This is a genomic window from Burkholderia sp. Ax-1720, from assembly GCF_011753035.1.
Taxonomy (GTDB): domain Bacteria; phylum Pseudomonadota; class Gammaproteobacteria; order Burkholderiales; family Burkholderiaceae; genus Burkholderia; species Burkholderia gladioli.
The window spans coordinates 17,125-40,113 of record NZ_VWWK01000037.1; the positions used below are offsets into that span (position 1 = coordinate 17,125).

22 protein-coding genes and 1 tRNA gene are annotated in these 22,989 nt (G+C 65.0%); all 23 read right to left on the reverse strand.

From position 1 onward, the window contains the following. Positions 1-52: 52 nt before the first annotated feature. Positions 53-643, reverse strand: a complete 591-nt coding sequence (locus tag F3J18_RS14010; protein ID WP_025096458.1) for an NUDIX hydrolase — start codon at positions 641-643, stop codon at positions 53-55. 37 nt (positions 644-680) lie between these two features. Next, entirely contained in the window at positions 681-980 is a 300-nt protein-coding gene (locus F3J18_RS14015; RefSeq protein WP_013698852.1) for a DUF2818 family protein, read from the reverse strand. A 1-nt stretch (position 981) separates the two neighbouring features. Then, positions 982-2,439, reverse strand: coding sequence for an NADH-quinone oxidoreductase subunit NuoN (gene nuoN, locus F3J18_RS14020; RefSeq protein ID WP_025096460.1), 1,458 nt, complete (start codon positions 2,437-2,439; stop codon positions 982-984). Between the two features lie 39 nt (positions 2,440-2,478). Next, complete coding sequence (locus F3J18_RS14025) at positions 2,479-3,972, reverse strand: NADH-quinone oxidoreductase subunit M (protein ID WP_166913146.1); 1,494 nt, start codon at positions 3,970-3,972, stop codon at positions 2,479-2,481. Between the two features lie 21 nt (positions 3,973-3,993). Further along, positions 3,994-6,042: an NADH-quinone oxidoreductase subunit L gene (nuoL, locus tag F3J18_RS14030; protein WP_166913147.1), complete on the reverse strand. Its 2,049-nt coding sequence runs from the start codon at positions 6,040-6,042 to the stop codon at positions 3,994-3,996. A 17-nt stretch (positions 6,043-6,059) separates the two neighbouring features. After that, complete coding sequence (gene nuoK / locus F3J18_RS14035; protein WP_013698856.1) at positions 6,060-6,371, reverse strand: NADH-quinone oxidoreductase subunit NuoK; 312 nt, start codon at positions 6,369-6,371, stop codon at positions 6,060-6,062. A gap of 18 nt (positions 6,372-6,389) precedes the next feature. Beyond that, positions 6,390-7,052 carry an NADH-quinone oxidoreductase subunit J gene (locus F3J18_RS14040; RefSeq protein ID WP_013698857.1) on the reverse strand — a complete coding sequence of 221 codons (663 nt, stop codon included), beginning with the start codon at positions 7,050-7,052 and terminating at the stop codon, positions 6,390-6,392. A gap of 114 nt (positions 7,053-7,166) precedes the next feature. Continuing rightward, entirely contained in the window at positions 7,167-7,655 is a 489-nt protein-coding gene (nuoI, locus tag F3J18_RS14045) for an NADH-quinone oxidoreductase subunit NuoI (protein WP_013698858.1), read from the reverse strand. A gap of 16 nt (positions 7,656-7,671) precedes the next feature. Continuing rightward, on the reverse strand, positions 7,672-8,736 hold the full coding sequence (gene nuoH / locus F3J18_RS14050; protein ID WP_025096464.1) for an NADH-quinone oxidoreductase subunit NuoH: 1,065 nt from the start codon (positions 8,734-8,736) through the stop codon (positions 7,672-7,674). Next, on the reverse strand, positions 8,737-11,070 hold the full coding sequence (gene nuoG, locus F3J18_RS14055; protein WP_166913148.1) for an NADH-quinone oxidoreductase subunit NuoG: 2,334 nt from the start codon (positions 11,068-11,070) through the stop codon (positions 8,737-8,739). Between the two features lie 82 nt (positions 11,071-11,152). Continuing rightward, positions 11,153-12,472, reverse strand: coding sequence for an NADH-quinone oxidoreductase subunit NuoF (nuoF, locus tag F3J18_RS14060; RefSeq protein WP_013698861.1), 1,320 nt, complete (start codon positions 12,470-12,472; stop codon positions 11,153-11,155). Next, complete coding sequence (nuoE, locus tag F3J18_RS14065; RefSeq protein ID WP_013698862.1) at positions 12,469-12,954, reverse strand: NADH-quinone oxidoreductase subunit NuoE; 486 nt, start codon at positions 12,952-12,954, stop codon at positions 12,469-12,471. The genes nuoF and nuoE overlap by 4 nt, the downstream gene beginning before the upstream one ends. Positions 12,955-13,119: 165 nt before the next feature. Next, positions 13,120-14,373 carry an NADH-quinone oxidoreductase subunit D gene (locus F3J18_RS14070; protein WP_013698863.1) on the reverse strand — a complete coding sequence of 418 codons (1,254 nt, stop codon included), beginning with the start codon at positions 14,371-14,373 and terminating at the stop codon, positions 13,120-13,122. Positions 14,374-14,382: 9 nt separating this feature from the next. Then, on the reverse strand, positions 14,383-14,985 hold the full coding sequence (locus F3J18_RS14075) for an NADH-quinone oxidoreductase subunit C (protein ID WP_025096466.1): 603 nt from the start codon (positions 14,983-14,985) through the stop codon (positions 14,383-14,385). A 19-nt stretch (positions 14,986-15,004) separates the two neighbouring features. After that, entirely contained in the window at positions 15,005-15,484 is a 480-nt protein-coding gene (locus tag F3J18_RS14080) for an NADH-quinone oxidoreductase subunit B (RefSeq protein ID WP_013698865.1), read from the reverse strand. Between the two features lie 66 nt (positions 15,485-15,550). Beyond that, positions 15,551-15,910, reverse strand: a complete 360-nt coding sequence (locus F3J18_RS14085; RefSeq protein WP_013698866.1) for an NADH-quinone oxidoreductase subunit A — start codon at positions 15,908-15,910, stop codon at positions 15,551-15,553. Between the two features lie 155 nt (positions 15,911-16,065). Then, positions 16,066-16,150: transfer RNA gene (locus F3J18_RS14090), tRNA-Leu, on the reverse strand. A gap of 110 nt (positions 16,151-16,260) precedes the next feature. Then, a complete protein-coding gene (secG, locus tag F3J18_RS14095) occupies positions 16,261-16,650 on the reverse strand; it encodes a preprotein translocase subunit SecG (RefSeq protein WP_017918089.1) in 390 nt (129 codons plus the stop codon). 79 nt (positions 16,651-16,729) lie between these two features. Continuing rightward, the gene (gene tpiA / locus F3J18_RS14100) at positions 16,730-17,485 is read right to left on the reverse strand and encodes a triose-phosphate isomerase (protein ID WP_025096467.1); all 756 of its coding nucleotides are present in this window, start codon (positions 17,483-17,485) and stop codon (positions 16,730-16,732) included. A gap of 153 nt (positions 17,486-17,638) precedes the next feature. Continuing rightward, positions 17,639-18,658 carry an NAD(P)H-quinone oxidoreductase gene (locus tag F3J18_RS14105; protein ID WP_166913149.1) on the reverse strand — a complete coding sequence of 340 codons (1,020 nt, stop codon included), beginning with the start codon at positions 18,656-18,658 and terminating at the stop codon, positions 17,639-17,641. Positions 18,659-18,768: 110 nt separating this feature from the next. After that, positions 18,769-20,907: a polyribonucleotide nucleotidyltransferase gene (gene pnp, locus F3J18_RS14110; RefSeq protein ID WP_013698870.1), complete on the reverse strand. Its 2,139-nt coding sequence runs from the start codon at positions 20,905-20,907 to the stop codon at positions 18,769-18,771. A 310-nt stretch (positions 20,908-21,217) separates the two neighbouring features. Continuing rightward, positions 21,218-21,487: a 30S ribosomal protein S15 gene (rpsO, locus tag F3J18_RS14115; RefSeq protein ID WP_013698871.1), complete on the reverse strand. Its 270-nt coding sequence runs from the start codon at positions 21,485-21,487 to the stop codon at positions 21,218-21,220. 139 nt (positions 21,488-21,626) lie between these two features. Further along, positions 21,627-22,901 (reverse strand): branched-chain amino acid ABC transporter substrate-binding protein, encoded by a 1,275-nt coding sequence (locus F3J18_RS14120; protein WP_166913150.1) that lies wholly within the window; start codon positions 22,899-22,901, stop codon positions 21,627-21,629. Between the last annotated feature and the right edge of the window lie 88 nt (positions 22,902-22,989).

The window sequence follows — 22,989 nt, forward strand, 5'->3', positions numbered from 1 at the left end:
GGCGGCAAGCAAGCACGGCCTCGCATCGCCGGGAATCAGCCGCTGCGTTTTATCAGGCGTGCTCGGCCGCGCCGAGCGGCCAGCTTCCCGACAAGGCCTTCTCCAGCCACATGGTGCCGATGATGGTCTTCACGTCGCTGATCTGGCCGGTGCGGATCCATTCCAGCAGCTCGGGCACGGTGGCCGTGAAGGTCTCGAGGAATTCGCCCTCGTCGAGCTGGCGCTCGCCGGCCGTCAGGCCCTTCGCGAGATAGATGTCGATGAATTCGGTCGAGTAGGAAATGATCGGGTGAATGCGCGTCAGGTAGAAATACTCGCGCGCCGTATAACCGGTTTCCTCGCGCAGTTCGCGCACCGCGCAAGCCAGCGAGCCTTCCTGCGGATCGAGCTTGCCGGCCGGATACTCGGCCATCACCTTGCCGATCGGATAGCGGAACTGGCTTTCCATCAGCACGCGGCCATCGTCGAACAACGGGATCACCATCACGGCGCCCGGATGGCGGATGTATTCGCGCGTCGCGTGCTTGCCGTCGGGCAGGCGCACCGTATCGCGCTTCACTTTCAGGAAATGGCCGTCGAGAATGGATTCGCTTTCGACGCAGACTTCGGTCAGTTTGTCGTCGTGATTCGGTAATTCGGCCATCGTCGGCTCCAAGGTTGGACGCGACGGCCGAGCGCCGTCAGCGTCGTTTGACGAGATACTGGAACGTGAAGCCGGGGAACGCGAACACCACGAACAGGCTGAAGGTGATCGCATAGAACTGCCAGCCCTGTTCGAAGCGGTTGCCGGCGCGGGACTCGAGCCAGAAGCCGAGCACGCCGACCACGAAGTACAGCACGATCATCTCGGCGATCCGCCACCACCCGCTCTTGCGGGCAGCGGCGCCGACCGGGATGAAGGCGAAGGCCCGCTGATTCACGAACGGCAGGTTGGCGCCCAGCAGCGCCAACAACACGATGAACCAACCGGCTGCCGACATTTCAGAGCGGCAGCGTATGGCTGATGGCCTGCAGGCAGACCTCCATCAGCTGGCCCGGCATGATGCCGAGCACGAGCACGGCCAGGCCGTTGAGCAGCAGCACCGCGCGGTTCGCCGTGTCGCTCATGATCGGGTTCGTATCCTGCGGCGCATCGAAGTACATCAGCTTCACGATACGCAGATAGTAGAACGCGCCGAACAACGAACTGATGACACCGAGGATCGCGAGCCAGGTCAGGCCGGCGTTGATGGTGGCCTCGAGCACCGCGAGCTTGGCGTAGAAGCCCACCGTCGGCGGAATGCCGGCCAGCGAGAACATCATCAGCATCATCACGAAGGCGAACACCGGGCTGCGCTTGTTGAGGCCCTTGAAATCCTCGAGCGTTTCCGCCTCGAAATCGCGGCGGGCCAGCAGCATCACGATGCCGAAGGCGCCGAGCGTGGTGAGCAGGTAGACGATTGAGTAGAACATCGCCGAGCTGTAGGCGGTGGCCGTGAAGGCCGGGCTGCCCTTCACCACGCCCGAGAGCAGGCCGAGCAGCACGAAGCCCATGTTCGAGATCGCCGAGTAGGCCAGCATCCGCTTGACGTTGCGCTGGACGATACCGGTGATGTTGCCGACGATCAGCGACAGCGCCGCCAGGATCACCAGCATCTGCTGCCAGTCCGCCGCCAACGGCAGCAGGCCCATCACCAGGAAGCGCAGGCCCCAGGCGAAGGCCGCCACCTTCGGGCCGCCGCCGGTCATGAGCGACATCGCCGTGGGCGCGCCCTGGTAGACGTCGGGCACCCACATGTGGAACGGCACCGCGCCGAGCTTGAAGGCCACGCCGGCGATGATGAAGATCACGCCGAACAGCAGCACGATATTGTTGATGCGCCCCGAGGCGACGGCATTGAGCACGTCCTGCAGCTCGAGCGAGCCGGTGGCGCCATAGACCATCGAGATGCCGTACAGCACGAAGCCGGAAGCCAGCGCGCCGAGCACGTAGTACTTCATCGCCGCTTCACTCGACTGGGCACCGTCGCGGCGCAGCGCGATCAGCGCGTAGAGCGACAGCGACATCAGTTCGAGGCCGAGGTAGAGCGTCAGGAAGTTGTTGCCCGAGATCATCACCAACTGGCCGAGCAGCGAGAACATCCCGAGCAGGAACACGTCGCCGCGGAACAGGCCCCGGTCCGACAGGTAGCGCCGCGAGTAGATCATCGAGGCCGCGAAGCCGATCGACACGACCGCCTTCATCACGCTAGAGAAGGCGTCGACCACCACCATCCGCGAGAAGAAGTAGTACTGGTGCGGGTCGAGCGCCTGGAACGCAAACCACACACCGGCGACAACGGACGAGACGACCGCGATCAGGTACGTGAGACGGCGGCCGGACTCGCCGGAGAGGGTGTCGTTGATCCACGCCAGAATGATGGCGAGCATCACGAGCGCGTCGGGCAACAAGGCATTCATAGGTGCGTTTTGCATGGTCTTGGTTTCCTCCGCCCACACTTACTGCTGGGCCAGCGGCAGCTTGGATTGCGCAACGTGAGAGAGGAGATTTTCTACGGAAACGTGCATCACGTCGGTGAAGGGCTTGGGATACAGGCCCATCAGCAGCGTGAACGCGGCCAGCACGGCGAGCATCGAGAATTCGCGCGCGCCGATGTCCTTCAGCGTCGTTACCTTCTCGTTGACCACCTTGCCGAAATAGACGCGCTTGTACATCCACAGCGTGTAGCCCGCGCCGAGAATCAGCGTGAGGCCCGCGCCGAACGCGATCCAGAAATTGAACTTCACCGAGGCGAGGATCACCATGAACTCGCCGACGAAGCCCGAGGTGCCGGGCAGACCGCAGTTCGCCATCGCGAACAGCAAGGCGAAGGTGGCGAACTTCGGCATCACGTTCACCACCCCGCCGTACTCGGCGATATTGCGCGTATGCAGGCGATCGTACAACACGCCGATGCAAAGGAACATCGCGCCGGACACGAAACCGTGCGAGATCATCTGCACGATCGCGCCCTCGATGCCGAGCTGGCTGAAGATGAAGAAGCCGAGCGTGACGAAGCCCATGTGGGCGATCGACGAATAGGCGACCAGCTTCTTCATGTCGGTCTGCACCATCGCGACCAGGCCGATGTAGATCACGGCAATCAGGGACAGCACGATCACGACCGGGGCCAGATAGTGCGCCGCATCGGGCGTGACGGGCAGGGAGAAGCGCAGGAAGCCGTAGGCGCCGAGCTTGAGCATGATCGCCGCCAGCACCACCGAGCCGCCGGTCGGCGCCTCGACGTGCGCGTCGGGCAGCCAGGTGTGGACCGGCCACATCGGCACCTTCACCGCGAAGGCGAGGAAGAACGCCCCGAACAGCAGCAACTGCGGCGTCATCGCCAGCTTGGCGCCCTGCCAGGCGGCGAGGTCGAAGGTATGCGTCTCGCGGTACAGGTAGATCAGCGCGATCAGCATCAGCAGCGAGCCGGCCAGCGTGTAGAGGAAGAACTTGAAGGCCGCGTAGACGCGGTTCGGGCCGCCCCAGACGCCGATGATGATGTACATCGGGATCAGCGTGGCCTCGAAGAACACGTAGAACAGCAGGCCGTCGGCCGCCGAGAACACCCCGATCATGATGCCCGAGAGCATCAGGAACGAAGCCAGGTACTGCGAGACGTTATCGGTGATGACTTCCCAGCCGGCCACCACCACGATGACCGTGATCAGCGCCGTGAGCACGACGAACCACATCGAGATGCCGTCGACGCCGAGGTGATACGAAACATTGAAGCGGTCGATCCAGATCGCGTTCTCTTCGAACTGAAGAGCCGCGGTGCTCGGATCGAAACCGGTGATGAGCGGAATCGTGACTGCAAACCCGAGCAGCGAACCGATCAGCGCGACCCAGCGGGCCACGCCGGGCTTCCGGTCGGTGCCCACGGCCAGGATGAGCAGGCCAAACACGATCGGAAGCCAAATGGCGGTACTGAGAATCGGAAATGCGGGCATGAGTGGGTTCCTCTCCTTTTCTTATTTGCCGCCGAGCGTAACAAACAGGGTAAGGAGACCCAACATGCCAATGATCATCGCGAACGCGTAGTGATAGATGTAGCCGGACTGCAGGAAGCGGATCACGCCGGCGAACCAGCTGACGAATCGCGCGCTCCCGTTGACGATTCCATCGATCACCACGACGTCGCCCTCTTTCCACAGGCCCCGGCCGACCGCGACCGAGCCCCTGGCGAACACGACCTCGTTGATCTTGTCCATGTAGTATTTGTTGTCAAGCAGCGTATAGATCGGACCGGCCGCGCGGCGGATAGCCGCCGAAAGGTCCGGGCGCTTCAGATACAGGAACCAGGCAACGACCACGCCTGCGAGCGCGAGCCAGGCCGGCAGGCCCGACACCGAATGCAGGCCCATCGCGGCCCAGCCGTGGAATTCATCGGCCATCTCGGCGAGCGCCGGATGGTTCTGGCCGATGAAGATCACCTTGTCGAACGCCACGCCGTGCTGGAAGAAGTCGCCGAACAGCATCGGGCCGATCGCCACGCCGCCGATCAGCACGGACGGAATCGCGAGCAGCACCAACGGCACCCAGACGACCCACGAGGTCTCGTGCGGTTCATGTGCGTGATCGTCGTGGCCGTGCGCGTCATGCCCATGCCCTTGCGCGGCGGCCTTGCCCATCGGCGAATCGGGATGCTTCGGCTTGCGGAAGCGCTCCTCGCCGTGGAACACCAGGAAATACATGCGGAACGAGTACAGCGCCGTCACGAACACGCTCGCGACCACCGCGAAGTACGCGAAACCCGAACCCGGCAGATGCGAGAGCTTGACCGCATCGATGATCGAGTCCTTCGAGTAGAAGCCCGAGAAGAACGGCGTGCCGATCAGCGCCAGCGAGCCGATCAGCGAGGTGATCCAGGTGATCGGCATGTACTTGCGCAGGCCGCCCATGTTGCGGATGTCCTGGTCGTGGTGCATGCCGATGATGACCGAGCCCGCCGCGAGGAACAGCAGCGCCTTGAAGAAGGCGTGCGTCATCAGGTGGAACACGGCGACCGGGTAGGCCGACACGCCCAGCGCGACCGTCATGTAGCCGAGCTGCGAGAGCGTCGAGTACGCGACCACGCGCTTGATGTCGTTCTGGATCACGCCGAGGAAGCCCATGAACAGCGCGGTGATGGCGCCGATCACGGTGATGAAGGAGAGCGCGGCGTCCGACAGCTCGAACAGCGGCGACATGCGCGTGACCATGAACACGCCGGCCGTCACCATGGTGGCCGCGTGGATCAGCGCCGAGATCGGCGTCGGGCCTTCCATCGAATCGGGCAGCCAGACGTGCAGCGGGAACTGTGCCGACTTGCCCATCGCGCCGATGAACAGGCAGATGCAGGCCACCGTCAGCAGGCCCCAGTCGGTGCCCGGGAAGTGCATCGCGGCCAGCGCGTTGCTCTTGGCGAACACCTCGCCGTAGTTCATCGAGCCGCCGTAGGCCAGCAGCAGGCCGATGCCGAGCAGGAAGCCGAAATCGCCGACGCGGTTGACGATAAACGCCTTCATGTTGGCGTAGATCGCGCTTTCCCGCGTGTAGTAGAAACCGATCAGCAGGTAGGACACGAGGCCGACCGCCTCCCAGCCGAAGAACAGCTGGAGGAAGTTGTTGCTCATCACGAGCATCAGCATCGAGAACGTGAACAGCGAGATGTAGGAGAAGAAGCGCTGGTAGCCGTCCTCCTCTTCCATGTAGCCGATCGTGTAGATGTGCACCATCAGCGAGACGAAGGTGACCACCACCATCATCATCGCGGTCAGCGAATCGACGAGGAAGCCGATCTCGAGCTTGAGCGGCCCGACCTGCATCCACTCGTAGATGGTGGCATTGAAGCTCGCGCCGTCCATCACCTGCAGGAACACCAGGCAGGACAGGACGAAGGAGATCAGGACGCCGAGGATGGTCACGCGGTGCGCGCCCTTGCGGCCGACGGTATTGCCGAACAGGCCGGCGATGATCGAGCCGGCGAGCGGCGCCAGCGGGATCGCCAGCAGCGTGGTTTCGTTGAGTGTGGTCGACATAGCAGACTCGCCTGAAATTAGCCCTTGAGCTGGTCGAGATCCTCGACATTGATGGTGTCGAGTTTGCGGAACAGCGTCACCAGAATCGCGAGGCCGATTGCCGCTTCCGCCGCTGCAACCGTGAGCACGAAGAACACAAAGATCTGTCCGTGCACGTCCCCGAGATAATGCGAGAACGCGACGAAGTTCGTATTGACCGCGAGCAGCATCAGCTCGATCGCCATCAGGATCACGATGATGTTGCGGCGGTTCAGGAAGATGCCGACGATGCTGATCGCGAACAGGATCGCGCCGAGCACCAGGTAGTGGGCAAGAGTCAGGTTCAACATGGTTGGGTTCTCCTCCGCTCAGCTCTTGGTGGCCGCGGCGGGATCGGCCGCGGCGGGTGCCGCTTCCGGCGCGGGCGGCTTCTCGGCCGCCATCTTCACGAGACGCACGCGATCCTGGCGGCGCACGCTGACCTGGTCGGACACGCGCTGGCGCTTGCGCTCCTTGCCGCGGCCCGAGGTCAGCGAAACCGCCGCGATGATCGCGACCAGCAGCACCAGGCCGGCGATTTCGAAGGCGAAGATGTAGTCGGTGTAGATCACCTTGCCGATCAGTTGCGTGTTGGTCATGTTGGCGAGCGCGCCGGAGGCGATCTCGCGCACCGGCGAGGACGTCGCGCCGTAGCCGCGCCAGAGGATCAGCGCGGTCTCGACCACGATGATCGCGCCCACCACGGTGGCCATCGGCACGAAGCGGCGGAAGTCGCGGCGCAGCACGTCGGTGTTGATGTCGAGCATCATCACAACGAACAGGAACAGCACCATCACCGCGCCGACGTAGACGAGCACCAGCAGGATGGCGAGGAACTCGGCCTCGAGCAGCATCCAGATCGCGGCCGCGTTGAAGAACGCGAGGACGAGGAAGAGCGCGGAAGCCACGGGGTTACGCGCGGTGATCACCTTCAGCCCCGAGATCACCAGCAGCAGCGAGAAGATGTAGAAGAGTACGGTCGTGAAGTCCATGGTTACCGGTTCATCGTTTAGGCCTTGGTCAGGCACGGTTCTCGGGCACTGCGACGTGCCGCGCACCGTTGCCGCGGCGGCTCGGGCCGGCCCCTGGGGCCGGCCGGTCCTGCATTAGCGATACGGCGCGTCGGCGGCCTTGGCGGCCGCGATGTCCTTCTCGTAGCGGTCGCCCACCGCGAGCAACATTTCCTTGGTGAAATACAGGTCGCCGCGCTTTTCGCCGTGGTACTCGAGGATCTGCGTCTCGACGATCGAATCGACCGGGCAGCTTTCCTCGCAGAAGCCGCAGAAGATGCACTTGGTCAGGTCGATGTCGTAGCGCGTGGTGCGGCGCGTGTTGTCGGCACGCACCTGCGATTCGATGGTGATCGCCATCGCCGGGCACACGGCCTCGCAGAGCTTGCAGGCGATGCAGCGCTCCTCGCCGTTTTCGTAGCGGCGCAGCGCGTGCAGCCCGCGAAAACGCGGCGAGATCGGCGTCTTCTCTTCCGGGAACTGCACCGTGATCTTCCGCTTGAAGGTGTAGCGGCCCGTCATCGCGAGCCCCTTCACCAGTTCGGTCAGGAAGAAGGTCTTAAAGAATTGTTGGATTGCCGTCATGATGGGATCCGCCCTCTCAATTCCAGATATTCAGCGGCGACATCATCCAGAAGCCGACCACGACCACCCAGATCACGCAGATCGGCAGGAAGATCTTCCAGCCCAGGCGCATGATCTGGTCGTAACGGAAACGCGGGAACGTGGCGCGCACCCAGATGAAGACCGACAGCAGCATGAAGATCTTCAGCACCAGCCAGACCACGCCCGGGATGAAGTGCAGGAAGCTGAACGGCGCGTCCCAGCCGCCGAGGAACAGCGTCGCCGCCAGCGCCGAGATCACGATCATGTTGATGTACTCGGCGAGGAAGAACAGCGCGAAGCCCATCCCCGAGTAATCGATCATGTGACCGGCCACGATTTCCGATTCGCCTTCCACCACGTCGAACGGGTGGCGGTTCGTTTCCGCGATGCCCGAGATGAAGTAGATGACGAACACCGGCAGCAGCGGCAGCCAGTTCCAGGACATGAAGTTGATGCCGTGATGCGCGAAGTAGCCGTGCTGCTGCGAGACCACGATGTCCGAGAAATTCAGGCTGCCGGCCGTCATCAACACCAGCACCAGGGCGAAGCCCATCGAGATTTCGTAGGACACCATCTGCGCGGCCGCGCGCATCGCGCCGAGGAACGCGTACTTCGAGTTGGAGGCCCAGCCGGCCAGGATCACCGCGTAGACGCCGATCGAGGAAATCGCCATCGCGTAGAGCAGGCCGGCGTTGATGTTGGCGAGCACCGCGCCGGCCTGGAACGGAATCACCGCCCAGATCGCGAAGGCCGGCACCACCGTCATGACCGGCGCGATCAGGTAGAGCCAGCGGCTGGCCGCGCTCGGCTGGATCACTTCCTTGAGCAGCAGCTTGAGCACGTCGGCGATCGGCTGCAGCAGGCCGCCGGGGCCGACCCGGTTCGGGCCGAGACGCACGTGCATCCAGCCGATCAGCTTGCGTTCCCAGAGAATCAGGTAGGCGACGCTGAGCAGGATCACCACGCAGACCACCAGGATCCGCACCAGCGCCCAGACGGTCGGCCATGCCGCGCCGAGCAGCTCGGTACCACCCGAATTGATCGTATCGAACAAGCTCATTTACGCCTTCTCCACCACGAGTTCACCGGACAGGCCGCCGAGTGCCGCACCGGCGGGCGTGGCAGCCGACACGCGGACCACCGTTTCGGCCAGGTTCGCGTCACGCACCGCCGGCAACTGCACCGAGCGGCCGCCCTGGCTGATGCGCACCGCATCGCCGTTGCTCAGGCCGAGGCGGTCGAACAGCGCGGCCGGCAGGCCCGCCGAATGCGCAGCCTTGGCCGCCACCGTCAGGTGCAGCGCGCCGGCACGGCGCGAGAGCGGATCGGCGTGATAGATCGGCACGTCGGCCAGGCGCTCGAAACCGCCGTTGGCCGATGCCGCCTGGGTCGCGCGGGCCGGCTGCGCGGCCGCGGCATTCGACAGGCGCGAGGCTCGGTCGCCGTCGCCGAGCGCGGCGAGCCGCACTTCGTCCGAGGTTTCGTATTCGAAGTTCGGCAGGCCCAGCAGGCTGCCCAGCACGCGCAGCACCTTCCAGCCCGGGCGCGTATCGCCGAGCGGGCGCACCACGCCGTTGAACGACTGGGCACGGCCTTCCGCGTTGACGTAGGTGCCGGCCGTCTCGGTGAAGGGCGCGATCGGCAGCAGCACGTCGGCGTACTCGGCACCGATCTTGAACGGCGACATCACCACCACCATCTCGGCCTGCTCGAGCGCGGCGCGCGCGGCGATCGGATCGGCCGTGTCGAACTCGGGTTCGACGTTGAGCAGCAGGTAGCCCTTGCGCGGCTGCGCGAACGCTTCCCGCGCGTTCAGGCCGCCCTCGCCCGGCAGCGCGCCGACCAGGTGCGCGCCGACCGTGTTGGCCGCTTCGGTCAGGAAACCGAGCGTGGCACCGCTGTGTTCGGCGATCCACTGCGCGACGGCATGAATCTGCGCGAACTGAGGATGCTGGACCACGCCGTTGCCGAGCAGCACCACGCGGCGTTCGCCGGTGGCAAGCGCCTTGGCCAGGCGCTGCGCCTCGGCCGAGGCCTCGACGCCTGCCAGCGATGCCGGCAGCTCGGCGCCGCTCGCCTGGGCGACCGCGGCGGCGATGCCGGCCAGCGTGTCGAGCCAAGCCGACGGCGCGGCGACGATGCGCTTCGCGCTCGGGATCAGGGCGTCGTCGCCCGTGGCATGCAGCAGGTGGATTTGAGCGCCGGCCTTGGCGGCCTGGCGCAGGCGCGCGGCGAACAGCGGGTGATCGCGGCGCAGCGTCGAGCCGACCACGAAGGCGGTATCGACATTGGTCAATTCGGCGATCGGCATGCCCAGCCACGGCGCACCCGACATCGGCGCCGAGAAATCGGTCTGGCGCAGGCGGAAGTCGACGTTCGGCACCTTCAGCTCGTGGGCCAGTTGCTTGACCAGGAACAGTTCCTCGACCGTGCTGTGCGGGCTCGCGAGCGCGGCCAGCGCATTGGCGCCGTGATCGGCCGCGATGCCCTTGAGGCCCTTCGCGACGTATTCGAGCGCGGTCTGCCAATCGGTCTCGATCCACTCGCCGCCCTGCTTCAGCATCGGCTTGGTCAGGCGATCCTCGCTATTGAGGCCTTCGTAGGAGAAACGATCCTTGTCGGAGATCCAGCACTCGTTGACGGCTTCGTTCTCGAGCGGCAGCACGCGCATCACGCGGTTGTTCTTGACCTGCACCACCAGGTTCGCGCCCACCGAATCGTGCGGGCTGACCGACTTGCGGCGCGACAGCTCCCAGGTGCGGGCGCTGAAGCGGAACGGCTTGCTCGTCAGCGCACCGACCGGGCACAGATCGATCATGTTGCCGGACAGCTCGGAATCGACAGTCTTGCCGACGAAGGTGGTGATTTCCGAGTGCTCGCCGCGGCCCAGCATGCCAAACTCCATCACCCCGGCCACTTCCTCGCCGAAGCGCACGCAGCGCGTGCAGTGGATGCAGCGCGACATCTCTTCCATCGAGATCAGCGGGCCGACGTTCTTGTGGAACACCACGCGCTTTTCCTCGCGATAGCGCGAGGCCGACTTGCCGTAGCCGACCGCCAGATCCTGCAGCTGGCACTCACCGCCCTGGTCGCAGATCGGACAATCGAGCGGGTGGTTGATCAGCAGGAATTCCATCACGGCCTGCTGCGCCTTGACCGCCTTTTCCGAGTGCGTGCGCACGATCATCCCGGCCGACACCGGGGTCGCGCAGGCCGGCACGGCCTTCGGCATCTTCTCGACGTCAACAAGACACATGCGGCAGTTCGCCGCAACCGACAGCTTTTTGTGGTAGCAGAAGTGGGGAATATACTTGTCTGCCTTGTGTGCAGCCTGGATCACCATGCTGCCTTCGGGCACCTCGACCGTCTTCCCGTCTATCTCAAGTTCAACCATGATGATGTATGGTCCTTAGCCTTTAGCGCTCGCTCGCGCTCTCGCCCGTCGGGGCGCTGATGTTCCGCAATCGGGTTTCGCTTCAGGCCGCCGCGGCGACGCTGCCGTGCGAATGCTCGCCGACCATGCAATGCTTGTGCTCGACGTGATACGCGAACTCGTCCCAGTAGTGCTTCAGCATGCCGCGCACCGGCATGGCCGCCGCGTCGCCGAGCGCGCAGATGGTGCGGCCCATGATGTTCTCGGCCACCGAGTTCAGCAGGTCCAGGTCCTCGACGCGGCCCTCGCCGTTCTCGATGCGCTTCACCACGCGATAGAGCCAGCCCGTGCCTTCGCGGCACGGCGTGCACTGGCCGCACGATTCCTCATGGTAGAAGTACGACAGGCGCATCAGCGAGCGCACCATGCAGCGCGTCTCGTCCATCACGATCACCGCGCCCGAACCGAGCATCGATCCCGCCTTCGCGATCGAGTCGTAGTCCATGTCGGTCTGCATCATCATCTCGCCGGGGATCACCGGCGCCGACGAACCGCCGGGGATCACCGCCTTCAGCTTGCGACCGCCGCGCATCCCGCCGGCCAGCTCGAGCAGCGCCGCGAACGGCGTGCCCAGCGGCACCTCGTAGTTGCCGGGACGCTCGACGTCGCCCGACACCGAATAGATCTTGGTGCCGCCGTTGTTCGGCTTGCCGATCTCGAGGTAGGCCTGGGGGCCGACCGTCAGCAGGAACGGCACCGCCGCGAAGGTTTCCGCGTTGTTGATGGTGGTCGGCTTGCCGTACACGCCGAAGCTCGCCGGGAACGGCGGCTTGAAGCGCGGCTGCCCCTTCTTGCCCTCGAGCGATTCGAGCAGCGCGGTTTCCTCGCCGCACACATAGGCACCGTAACCATGGTGCGCATGCAGCTGGAACGAGAATTCCGAACCGAGGATGTTGTTGCCGAGATAACCGGCTGCGCGCGCCTCTTCCAGGGCTTCCTCGAAGCGTCGATAGACCTCGAAGATTTCACCGTGGATGTAGTTGTAGCCGGCGGTGATGCCCATCGCATAGGCGCCGATCGCCATGCCCTCGATCACCGAGTGCGGGTTCCAGCGCAGGATGTCGCGATCCTTGAAGGTGCCCGGCTCGCCCTCGTCCGAGTTGCAGACCAGGTACTTCTGGCCCGGGAACTGGCGCGGCATGAAGCTCCACTTCAGGCCGGTCGGGAAACCCGCGCCGCCGCGGCCGCGCAGGCCCGAAGCCTTGACGTCGGCAATCACCTGCTCGGGGGGGATCTTTTCTTCGATGATGCGGCGCAGTTGCTTGTAGCCACCGCGCGCGACGTAGTCTTCGAGACGCCAGTTCTCGCCGTTCAGGTTGGCGAGGATCAGCGGTTTGATGTGACGATCGTGGAGGGACGTCATTTCGAAAGCTCCTCAAGAAGCTGGTCGATCTTCTCTCGGCTCATGAAGCTGCACATCTTGTGATTGTTGAGCAGCAGCACCGGCGCGTCGCCGCAGGCGCCGAAACATTCGCCTTCCTTCAGCGAGAACCTGCCGTCGGGCGTGGTCTCGCCGAAATCGATACCGAGCTTCTGCTTCAGATAGTCGGCCGTGGCCTCGGCGCCGCCATGCGGCCCGAGCTGGCACGGGAGATTCGTGCAGAGCGTGAGCTTGTGCTTCCCGACCGGCTTCAGTTCGTACATCGTGTAGAACGTCGCGACCTCCTGCACGGCGACGGCCGGCATGCCGAGATAATCCGCGACGAACTGCATCAGTTCGGGCGACAGCCAGCCGTGCTCGTCCTGAGCGACGGCCAGGGCCGACATCACGGCGGACTGTTTCTGATCGGCGGGATATTTCGCAATCACGCGATCGATTTCTTTCAGGCCTTCAGCTGAGATCATTTTCAGACACGACTCTTTCAATTCCTACCGAACGAACAACCTGCCGCGGGGATGCGGGACGGCAGACCTGGCGCTCACTATTGACTGCCCGCGAATACGCACCAGCACGGTGCGCAACGCGAAGCCTTACTGCTCGCCGCCCGCTCGACGCGGACGGCGTGACGATCAACGGTCGATTTCGCCGAACACGATGTCCTGCGTACCGATGATCGTGACCGCGTCGGCAATCATGTGGCCGCGCGCCATTTCGTTGAGCGCGGAGAGATGCGCGTAACCGGGCGCGCGAATCTTGAGCCGGTACGGCTTGTTCGCGCCGTCGGACACGAGGTAGATGCCGAATTCACCCTTCGGATGTTCAACCGCTGCGTAGGCTTCGCCTTCCGGCACATGAAAACCTTCGGTGAACAACTTGAAATGGTGAATCAGGTCCTCCATGTTCGACTTCATGTCGACACGTTTGGGCGGCGCAACCTTGTGATTGTCGGTCATCACCGGCCCCGGATTCTTCCGCAGCCACTCAATACACTGTTTCGCGATGCGGCAGGACTGGCGCATTTCCTCGACCCGAACCAGGTAACGGTCGTAGCAATCGCCGTTCACGCCGACCGGGATGTCGAAGTCGAGCCTGTCGTAGACCTCGTAGGGCTGCTTCTTGCGCAGGTCCCACTCGATGCCGGAGCCGCGCAGCATCGCGCCCGTCAAGCCGAGCTGCAGCGCGCGCTCCGGGCTCACCACGCCGATCCCGACCAGGCGCTGTTTCCAGATCCGGTTGTCGGTCAGCAGGGTTTCGTATTCGTCCACGCATTTCGGGAAACGCGTGAAGAAATCGTCGATGAAATCGAGCACCGAGCCCTGGCGGGCCTCGTTCATCTTCTCGAGGGCCTTGGCATTGCGGATCTTCGACGCCTTGTATTGCGGCATGACGTCAGGCAGATCCCGGTAGACGCCGCCCGGACGATAGTAGGCCGCGTGCATGCGCGCGCCCGACACCGCCTCGTAGACGTCCATCAGGTCCTCGCGCTCGCGGAACGCGTAGAGGAACACCGCCATCGCGCCGACGTCGAGGCCGTGCGAGCCGATCCACATCAGGTGGTTCAGCACGCGGGTGATTTCGTCGAACAGGACGCGGATGTACTTGGCGCGCTCCGGTACCTCGATACCGAGCAGTTTCTCGATCGCGAGCACGTAGCCGTGCTCGTTGACCATCATCGACACGTAGTCGAGGCGGTCCATGTAGGGCACCGACTGGATGAAGGTCTTGTTCTCGGCGAGCTTCTCGGTGGCCCGGTGCAGCAGGCCGATGTGCGGATCGGCGCGCTGGATCACCTCGCCGTCGAGCTCGAGCACGAGGCGCAGCACACCGTGCGCGGCCGGGTGCTGGGGACCGAAGTTGAGCGTGTAGTTCTTGATGTCAGCCATGCCGCCCTCTCAATGTTTCAGGCCGCCGTAGCGATCCTCGCGGATCACGCGCGGCGTGATTTCTCGGGGCTCGATCGTCACCGGCTGGTAGACGACGCGCTTTTCCTCCGGGTCGTAACGCATTTCGACGTAGCCCGAGAGCGGGAAGTCCTTGCGGAACGGATGCCCGATGAAGCCGTAGTCGGTGAGGATGCGGCGCAGGTCCGGGTGGCCCTCGAAGACGATGCCGAACAGGTCAAAGGCCTCGCGCTCGTACCAGTCCGCCGAACTCCAGACCTCGACCATCGAGGCCAGGATCGGCAGGTCGTCGTCGGGTGCGAACACACGCAGGCGCAGGCGCCAGTTGTTGGTGATCGACAGCAGTTGCAGCACCGCCGCGAAGCGGGGACCGTCGTAGGCGCCGTCGCCGTAGGTTTGATAGTCGACGCCGCAGAGGTCGATCAGCTGTTCGAAGCCGAGCTTGCGGTCGTCGCGCAACTGGGTGGCCACCTCGACATAGTCGCGCGCACGCACGACCAGGGTCAGCTCGCCGATCGCTTCGGTCAGGCTGACCACGCGCTCGCCGAGCGCGGCCTCGAGGTTGGCTTTCAGGGTCTCGATTTTGCTTGCCATATTGTGGGTGCTCGGGACTTTATTGACGGGCGATGGTGCTGGTCCGGCGGATCTTCGCTTGCAGCTGGATCACGCCATAGACGAGCGCCTCGGCAGTCGGCGGACACCCTGGCACGTAGACGTCGACGGGCACGATACGATCGCAGCCGCGCACGACGGAATAGGAATAGTGATAGTAGCCGCCGCCATTGGCGCACGACCCCATCGAGATCACCCAGCGCGGCTCGGCCATCTGCTCGTAGACGCGGCGCAGCGCCGGTGCCATCTTGTTGCAGAGCGTGCCGGCGACGATCATCACGTCGGACTGGCGCGGACTCGGACGGAACACCACGCCGAACCGGTCGAGATCGTAGCGGGCCGCGCCCGCGTGCATCATCTCGACCGCGCAGCATGCGAGACCGAACGTCATCGGCCACAGCGAGCCGGTGCGCGTCCAGTTGATCAGTTTGTCAGCCGTGGTGGTGACAAACCCTTCCTTCAAGACCCCTTCGATACTCATTGCTTTCCACTCCTGACAGGCGGCGGAGAGTGGCCGCCTCACGCAAACCGGTGACAAATCCGCCCGTTACTCCCAGTCCAGGCCGCCCTTTCTCCAGATGTAGGCGAAGCCGAACAGGAATTCGAGCAGGAAGATCATCATGGCCATGAAGCCGGGCCAGCCGATGTCGCGGAAGGCGACACCCCATGGAAACAGGAAAGCGGTTTCGAGATCGAAGATGATGAACAGGATGGCGACGAGGTAGTAGCGCACGTCGAACTTCATGCGCGCGTCCTCGAAGGCCTCGAAACCGCACTCGTACGGTGAGTTCTTTTCGCTGTTGGGCTTGTTGGGACCGAGGACCTTGCCAATGCCGACCAATGCCACTCCCAAACCAACGCCCACGATGAGGAACAGCAAGACGGGGTAATAGGCAGCGAGGTTCAAGGCAATCCTCTATCGGTTAGTTCTGATCGTTCCGGAGCATATCACCTTCCGGACAAAGGGTCATTTCGGACTGCACGCTATCCGGGGACAACGCAAATCGGAGCCTGAAATGAAAAATGCCAGCCGCTTGGAAGCTGGCTGGCATTGCGGAATCTTGGTGCCGACGGCGAGACTCGAACTCGCACAGCTTTCGCCACTACCCCCTCAAGATAGCGTGTCTACCAATTTCACCACGTCGGCACTACGGCAACTCGGGAAGAACTGCTGATTCCCGCGAATCGCTTCAAGAATTAAATTCTAACCCGTTTTCTTCTAGCTGATCAACTAGTATCGAGCGCTTTCTTGAATTTTTATTTCGGGACGTCCTGGCCCGAACTCGACGCGGCCGAGGCGGCGGCGGGCACGGATGCCGAAGGCGCCGATGCGGCAGCAGCCTGCGAGCCCGCTGCGGCCGATGCCGGCGCCGTGGCCGCGCCGAGCAGGCCGATCGACGGTGCCGACTTGTAGGAACCGAGATAGGTCAGCGCCAGCGTGGCGATGAAAAATATTGTTGCGAGAACCGCGGTGGTACGCGACAGGAAGTTCGCCGAGCCGGTGGCGCCGAACAGGCTGCCCGATGCGCCGCTGCCGAAGGCCGCGCCCATGTCGGCACCCTTGCCGTGCTGGAGCAGCACCAGGCCGATCACGCCGAGCGCAGACAGGATCTGCACCACGATAATCAAAACTTTCAGAAAGGACATCTCATTCACCCGAATTGTGGGACGCTGCGCGCCTCTCGCGCGGCCCCGGATTCACAAACCGACGGCGCCGGCCGCGCGCTTACTTCGCCGCGCGGCAGATCGCCAGGAAATCATTGCTCTTGAGCGACGCGCCGCCGATCAGGCCGCCGTCGATGTCCGGCTGGCCGAACAGTTCGGCCGCATTGTCCGGCTTCACGCTGCCGCCGTACAGCACCGACACCTGCTCGACACCCTTGGCGGCCAACCGCGAACGCAGGAAGGCGTGCACCTGCTGTGCCTGCTCCGAACTCGCGCTCTTGCCCGTGCCGATCGCCCAGACCGGCTCGTAGGCCACCACGATGCGCGCCGCCTCCTCGGCCGACAGCAGCGCGAGCACCGCGTCGAGCTGCGCGCCGACCACCTGCTCGGTCGCATTCGACTCGCGCTCGGCCAGGGTCTCGCCGACGCAGACGATCGGCGTCAGGCCGGCCGCCAGCGCGCGCTGCGCCTTCACGGCGACCAGGTCGCTCGATTCGCCGTGGTAGGTGCGACGCTCCGAATGGCCGACCAGCGCGTACTTCGCGCCGAACTCGACGATCATCGCCGCCGCGACCTCACCCGTGTAGGCGCCCTGCTCATGGGCCGACACGTCCTGCGACCCCGCCGTCACGCGGCTGCCCTGCAGCAGCTCGCCCACCTGGGCCAGATACGGGAACGGCACGCACACCCCGATCTCGACACCGGCCTGCACGTCCTTCGCGCCCTCGAGCACTTCGTTGAGCAGCGCGCGATTGCCGTCGAGACGGCCGTGCATCTTCCAGTTACCGACTACCCGCTTCACTCGTTGTGTGGACATCGTCTCTCGTATCTCGAACTGAATCCGAACTGATGAATCTCATCAAGGCCGCATCGCCTGGCGTCCGCCATCTCGAGAACGAGGACGGCCCCCACGGGCGCAGCAAACCGGCGATTTTACTTCGGCGCGCAAGAACCGGTCAAACCGCGAATGTCAAGCGCTCGCGCCCCATTCGAGCACGATCTTGCCGACATGCTCGCTGCTCTCCATCAGCGCATGGGCCTGGGCGGCCTCGGCCGCCGGCAGCACGCAGTGGATCACCGGGCGCACCGTGCCGGCCTCGATCAGCGGCCAGACGGTTTCCTTAAGTTGCGCGGCGATCCGGGCCTTGAACTCGACCGGACGCGGGCGCAGCGTCGAGCCCGTGATGGTGAGCCGCCGGCGCAGGATCTCGCCGAGGCTGACCTCCGCCTTGGCGCCGCCGAGCAGCGCGATCACCACCAGCCGGCCGCCGTCGGCCAGCGCGCTCAGCTCGCGCGGCACATAGGGGCCGGCCACCATGTCGAGGATCACGTCCACGCCGCGGTCGTTGGTCAGCGACTTCACGACATCGACGAAATCCTCGTTCCGGTAATTGATCGCCCGTTCCGCGCCGAGCGCCTCGCAGGCGCGGCATTTCTCGTCGGTGCCGGCGGTCGCGAACACGCGAAAACCGAGCGCGTGCGCGATCTGGATCGCCGTCACGCCGATCCCGCTGGAGCCGCCCTGCACCAGCAGCGTTTCCTGCTCGCCGCCCTCGCCACGACCGAGCCCGCCGCGATCGAATACATTGCTCCAGACTGTGAAGAAGGTCTCGGGCAGCGAGGCCGCCTCGACCTCGCTCAGGCCCGCCGGGACCGGCAGGCACTGCGCGAGGGGCACCGTCGCATACTCGGCATAACCGCCGCCCGCGAGCAAGGCGCATACGCGATCGCCGAGCTTCAAGCCGAACGGATTCGCGACGCCATCGTCGAATTCACCGCCGACGATCTCGCCCGCCACCTCCAGCCCGGGCAGGTCCGACGCGCCCGCAGGCGGCGCATAGGCCCCCTTGCGCTGGAACACGTCCGGTCGATTGATGCCGAACGCGGCCACCTTGATGAGCACTTCGCCGCGCTTCGGATCGGGCCGGGGCCGCTCGACGAGCTTGAGCACGTCGGGCGCGCCGAACTCGGTGATTTCGATCGCTTTCATTTGCGTCGCTCCAAGATAGGGACGGGCCTGCGCCGATTCACGACGCAGGCCCGTCCATCCTGCAGGAAAAACGGCCGGCGCGCTGACGCGGCCGGCCGCTTTCTTTCCGCTTACTGCTGCGGCGCGTCGCCCGATTGGGCGGCTTCGTTCAGCAGGGCCTTGGCCGACAGGCGCACACGGCCCTTCTCGTCGACCTGGATCACCTTGACCTTCACGACCTGGCCTTCCTTCAGGTAGTCGTTGATGTCCTTGACACGCTCGTTGACGATTTCCGAGATGTGCAGCAGGCCATCCTTGCCCGGCAGCAGGTTCACGATCGCGCCGAAGTCGAGCAGCTTGAGCACCGCGCCTTCGTAGACCTGGCCGACTTCGATCTCGGCGGTGATCTGCTCGATGCGCTTCTTGGCCTCGGCCATGCCTTCGCTGCTGGTGCTGGCGATGGTCACCACGCCGTCGTCGGAGATGTCGATGGTGGTGCCGGTTTCTTCCGTCAGCGCGCGGATCACCGAACCGCCCTTGCCGATCACGTCGCGGATCTTCTCCGGATTGATCTTGATGGTGATCATGCGCGGCGCGAACTCGGACAGCTGGGTGTTCGCACCCGAGACGGCGCCCTTCATCTTGCCGAGGATATGCAGACGGCCTTCCTTGGCCTGCTCCAGCGCGACCTGCATGATTTCCTTGGTGATGCCCTGGATCTTGATGTCCATCTGCAGGGCCGTCACGCCGGCTTCGGTACCCGCGACCTTGAAGTCCATGTCGCCGAGGTGGTCCTCGTCGCCGAGGATGTCGGTCAGCACCGCGAACTTGTTGCCTTCGAGGATCAGGCCCATCGCGATACCGGCGACGTGTGCCTTCATCGGCACGCCGGCGTCCATCAGCGCGAGGCAGCCGCCGCACACCGAGGCCATCGACGAGGAACCGTTCGACTCGGTGATTTCCGAGACGACGCGGATCGAGTAGCCGAATTCCTCGGCGCTCGGCAGGCACGCGACCAGCGCGCGCTTGGCCAGGCGGCCGTGGCCGACTTCGCGGCGCTTGGGCGAGCCGACGCGGCCGGTTTCGCCGGTCGCGAACGGGGGCATATTGTAGTGGAGCATGAAGCGCTCGCGGTACTCGCCTTCGAGCGCGTCGATGATCTGCTCGTCGCCCTTGGTGCCGAGCGTGGCCACCACCAGCGCCTGCGTCTCGCCGCGCGTGAACAGCGCCGAGCCGTGGGTGCGCGGCAGCACGCCGCTGCGGATCTCGATCGGGCGGACCGTGCGCGTGTCACGGCCGTCGATGCGCGGCTCGCCGTTCAGGATCTGCGAGCGGACGATCTTCGCCTCGATGTCGAACAGCACGTTGCCGACCGTGGCCTTGTCGGCCGGGGTCGTGCCGGCGGCAGCCGCATCGGCTTCCAGCTTGGCCGAGGTGGCGGCGTAGACTTCCTTCAGCTTGGTCGAGCGAGCCTGCTTGTCGCGGATCTGGTAGGCGGCCAGCAGCGGCTCCTGGGCAGCGGCCGTGATGCTGGCGATCAGCGCCTCGTCCTTCGGCGCCGGCTGCCAGTCCCACTCGGGCTTGCCGCCTTCGCGCACCAGCTCGTGGATCGCGTCGATCGCGACCTGCATCTGCTCGTGGCCGAACACCACGGCGCCGAGCATCACGTCTTCCGGCAGTTGCTGCGCTTCCGACTCGACCATCAGCACCGCGCGCTCCGTACCGGCGACCACCAGGTCGAGGCTCGATGCCTTGATCTGCTCGCGCGTCGGGTTCAGCACGTACTGGCTGTCGATGTAGGCCACGCGCGCGGCGCCGACCGGGCCGTTGAACGGCAGGCCGGAGACGGCCAGCGCTGCCGAGGCGCCGATCAGGGCGGGGATGTCGGCCGGCACTTCCGGGTTGATCGACAGCACGTGGATCACGACCTGGACTTCGTTGTAGAAGCCTTCCGGGAACAGCGGGCGCAGCGGACGGTCGATCAGGCGCGAGGTCAGCGTCTCGTGCTCGGACGGACGGCCTTCGCGGCGGAAGAAGCCGCCGGGGATCTTGCCGGCCGAGTAGGTCTTCTCGAGGTAGTCGACGGTCAGCGGGAAGAAGTCCTGGCCCGGCTTCGCGGTCTTGGCGCCCACCACGGTGGCCAGCACCACGGTGTCCTCGACGTCGACGATCACGGCGCCGCTCGCCTGGCGGGCGATCTCACCCGTCTCGAGACGGACCTTGTGCTGGCCCCACTGGAATTCCTTCACGACTTTATTGAACAGAGACATGGTCGCTCCTTGTTTTGTTCATGGATGGCATGCGCCGCGCGAGAAACACCGCGCGACGACGGTGCGACCTGGCGTGACGGGAAGGAGGTGTGTTTTTTATGCCATTCCAGGGCGTGGCTGGCGCAGGCGAGCCGCCGCGCTGGAATGACACAAAGCTCCACCCGGCGCACAGGCCGTTGGGCGGCGGTCCGCGACTTCGGACCTGGCGCCCGCGGTACGGGCAACGGCGAGACCTTGCGTACCGCTGAAAAACAAAATGCCTGTATCAGCGGACTGACACAGGCATTGGCGGGAGGCGAACGTCGCCCGCTTACTTACGCAGACCCAGCTTCTCGATCAGCGCGCGATAGCGGTCGGCATCCTTGCCCTTCAGGTAGTCGAGCAGCTTGCGGCGGCGGCTCACCATGCGCAGCAGGCCGCGGCGGCTGTGGTGATCCTTCGCGTGGGTCTTGAAGTGACCCGTCAGTTCGACGATACGCGCGGTCAGCAGCGCGACCTGGACTTCGGGCGAACCCGTATCGTTGGCGCCACGCGCGAACTGAGCAACAACATCCGACTTCTTGATATCTGCAACCGACATGTGATTTCCTTTCTAGCTAACAGGCGGACACGGAAGAATGGCCGTGCCGTGAAGGCTGTCGTGATTGACAACCGGCCGGCATTGTAGCACAAGTCCCGCGCCCGGCCAGCCCCTCCCCCGCGCCTGCCCCGGCAGGGCCTCAGGGGCGCGTCATCCGGCAGGTCGACGGCGGCTCGGTGCTCGCGGCCGGCAAGGCCAGCACGGTCCGGAAACCGTAACCCGACCCTTCGTTGTCGACACGCACGCCCGGCGTGCCGAGCCGATCCATTTCCATCACGTAAAGGGGCTGGATCGCCTGGTGATCGGACGCACGCATCCGGATCGGGTGGAAGCCGTCGTCGTAGCTCGCGCCTTCCAGCGCCCTGGCCACCGCGGCCGGGTCCGCCGAGCGCGCCCGCGTGATCGCCGCCGCCAGCATCTCCACTATCTCGCTCATGCGCCGCACCGGGTAATCGTCCTGGGCGGCGGGGAAACGGGTCCGGAATTCCCGGTAGAAGGCATCGGAGGCCGCGCCGCCCGCGTTCGGGTGCCAGTCGGCCACGGCGATCACGTGCTTGACGCCGGCCTCGCCGAGCGCGGCCGGCGCGCCGAGGCTGTTGCCGTAGAAGGTGTAGAACCTGGCGTCGAGCCCCTGCTCGCGCGCGGCCTTCACCAGCAGGCTCAGGTCGTTGCCCCAGTTGCCGGTGATCACCGCATCGGCGCCGCTGGCGCGGATCTTGGCGATATAGGGCGTGAAATCCTTGACGCGGCCGATCGGGTGGAATTCGTCGCCGACGATCGCCACGTCGGGCCGGCGCGTCTTCAGTTCCTCGCGCGCCAGCGTGCTCACGTCGTGGCCGAAGCTGTAGTCCTGGTTCAGCAGGTAGACGCGCTTCACGCCGCGGTCCTGCGCCAGCACCTGGGTGAGCGCGGCCATCCGCATCCCGGCATGGGCATCGAAGCGGAAATGCCAGAAGCTGCACTGCGCGCCGGTCAGCGCCGGATCGTCGGCGGAGTAATTGAGGAACAGCATGCGCGCATCGGGGCGGCGCGCGTTCTGGCGATCGATCGCGGTGACCAGCGCCGCCGCGACCGCCGAACCGTTGCCCTGCGCGATGAAGCCGATATGCCGGTCGGCCGCCACGCGCAGTTGCTGCAGCGCATCCTCGACGCCGCCCTTGCTGTCGAGCACCACCAGCTCCAGCGGATGCGCGCCGTCGGCGAGCATCACGCCGCCGCGCGCGTTGACGCGCTCGATGCCGAAGCGCAGGTTGCGCTCGACGGCGGCGCCGGCGTTGGCGAACGGCCCGGACATGCCCTCCACCAGCGCGATGCGCACCGGCTCGGCCGCCTGCGCGGCAGCACCGGCCGGCGCGGCGGCAGCCATCAGCGAAAGCGCCGCGCAGGCGGCGGCTAGGCGTTTCCATCCGGACATCGGCATGCTTCCTGTCATCGATCGGGAAGCGGATCATACCGGAGCCGCCGCCTGCCGTTCGCCTGCCGTTCGCCGCCCGCCCGGGCCG

Bases quoted from the DNA above. Each gene is read 5' to 3' on its own strand.
- F3J18_RS14010 (WP_025096458.1), bottom strand. From the start codon at position 643: ATGGCCGAATTACCGAATCACGACGACAAACTGACCGAAGTCTGCGTC.
- F3J18_RS14015 (WP_013698852.1), bottom strand. From the start codon at position 980: ATGTCGGCAGCCGGTTGGTTCATCGTGTTGTTGGCGCTGCTGGGCGCC.
- nuoN (WP_025096460.1), bottom strand. From the start codon at position 2,439: ATGAATGCCTTGTTGCCCGACGCGCTCGTGATGCTCGCCATCATTCTG.
- F3J18_RS14025 (WP_166913146.1), bottom strand. From the start codon at position 3,972: ATGCCCGCATTTCCGATTCTCAGTACCGCCATTTGGCTTCCGATCGTG.
- nuoL (WP_166913147.1), bottom strand. From the start codon at position 6,042: ATGTCGACCACACTCAACGAAACCACGCTGCTGGCGATCCCGCTGGCG.
- nuoK (WP_013698856.1), bottom strand. From the start codon at position 6,371: ATGTTGAACCTGACTCTTGCCCACTACCTGGTGCTCGGCGCGATCCTG.
- F3J18_RS14040 (WP_013698857.1), bottom strand. From the start codon at position 7,052: ATGGACTTCACGACCGTACTCTTCTACATCTTCTCGCTGCTGCTGGTG.
- nuoI (WP_013698858.1), bottom strand. From the start codon at position 7,655: ATGACGGCAATCCAACAATTCTTTAAGACCTTCTTCCTGACCGAACTG.
- nuoH (WP_025096464.1), bottom strand. From the start codon at position 8,736: ATGAGCTTGTTCGATACGATCAATTCGGGTGGTACCGAGCTGCTCGGC.
- nuoG (WP_166913148.1), bottom strand. From the start codon at position 11,070: ATGGTTGAACTTGAGATAGACGGGAAGACGGTCGAGGTGCCCGAAGGC.
- nuoF (WP_013698861.1), bottom strand. From the start codon at position 12,472: ATGACGTCCCTCCACGATCGTCACATCAAACCGCTGATCCTCGCCAAC.
- nuoE (WP_013698862.1), bottom strand. From the start codon at position 12,954: ATGATCTCAGCTGAAGGCCTGAAAGAAATCGATCGCGTGATTGCGAAA.
- F3J18_RS14070 (WP_013698863.1), bottom strand. From the start codon at position 14,373: ATGGCTGACATCAAGAACTACACGCTCAACTTCGGTCCCCAGCACCCG.
- F3J18_RS14075 (WP_025096466.1), bottom strand. From the start codon at position 14,985: ATGGCAAGCAAAATCGAGACCCTGAAAGCCAACCTCGAGGCCGCGCTC.
- F3J18_RS14080 (WP_013698865.1), bottom strand. From the start codon at position 15,484: ATGAGTATCGAAGGGGTCTTGAAGGAAGGGTTTGTCACCACCACGGCT.
- secG (WP_017918089.1), bottom strand. From the start codon at position 16,650: ATGTCCTTTCTGAAAGTTTTGATTATCGTGGTGCAGATCCTGTCTGCG.
- tpiA (WP_025096467.1), bottom strand. From the start codon at position 17,485: ATGTCCACACAACGAGTGAAGCGGGTAGTCGGTAACTGGAAGATGCAC.
- F3J18_RS14105 (WP_166913149.1), bottom strand. From the start codon at position 18,658: ATGAAAGCGATCGAAATCACCGAGTTCGGCGCGCCCGACGTGCTCAAG.
- pnp (WP_013698870.1), bottom strand. From the start codon at position 20,907: ATGTCTCTGTTCAATAAAGTCGTGAAGGAATTCCAGTGGGGCCAGCAC.
- rpsO (WP_013698871.1), bottom strand. From the start codon at position 21,487: ATGTCGGTTGCAGATATCAAGAAGTCGGATGTTGTTGCTCAGTTCGCG.
- F3J18_RS14120 (WP_166913150.1), bottom strand. From the start codon at position 22,901: ATGTCCGGATGGAAACGCCTAGCCGCCGCCTGCGCGGCGCTTTCGCTG.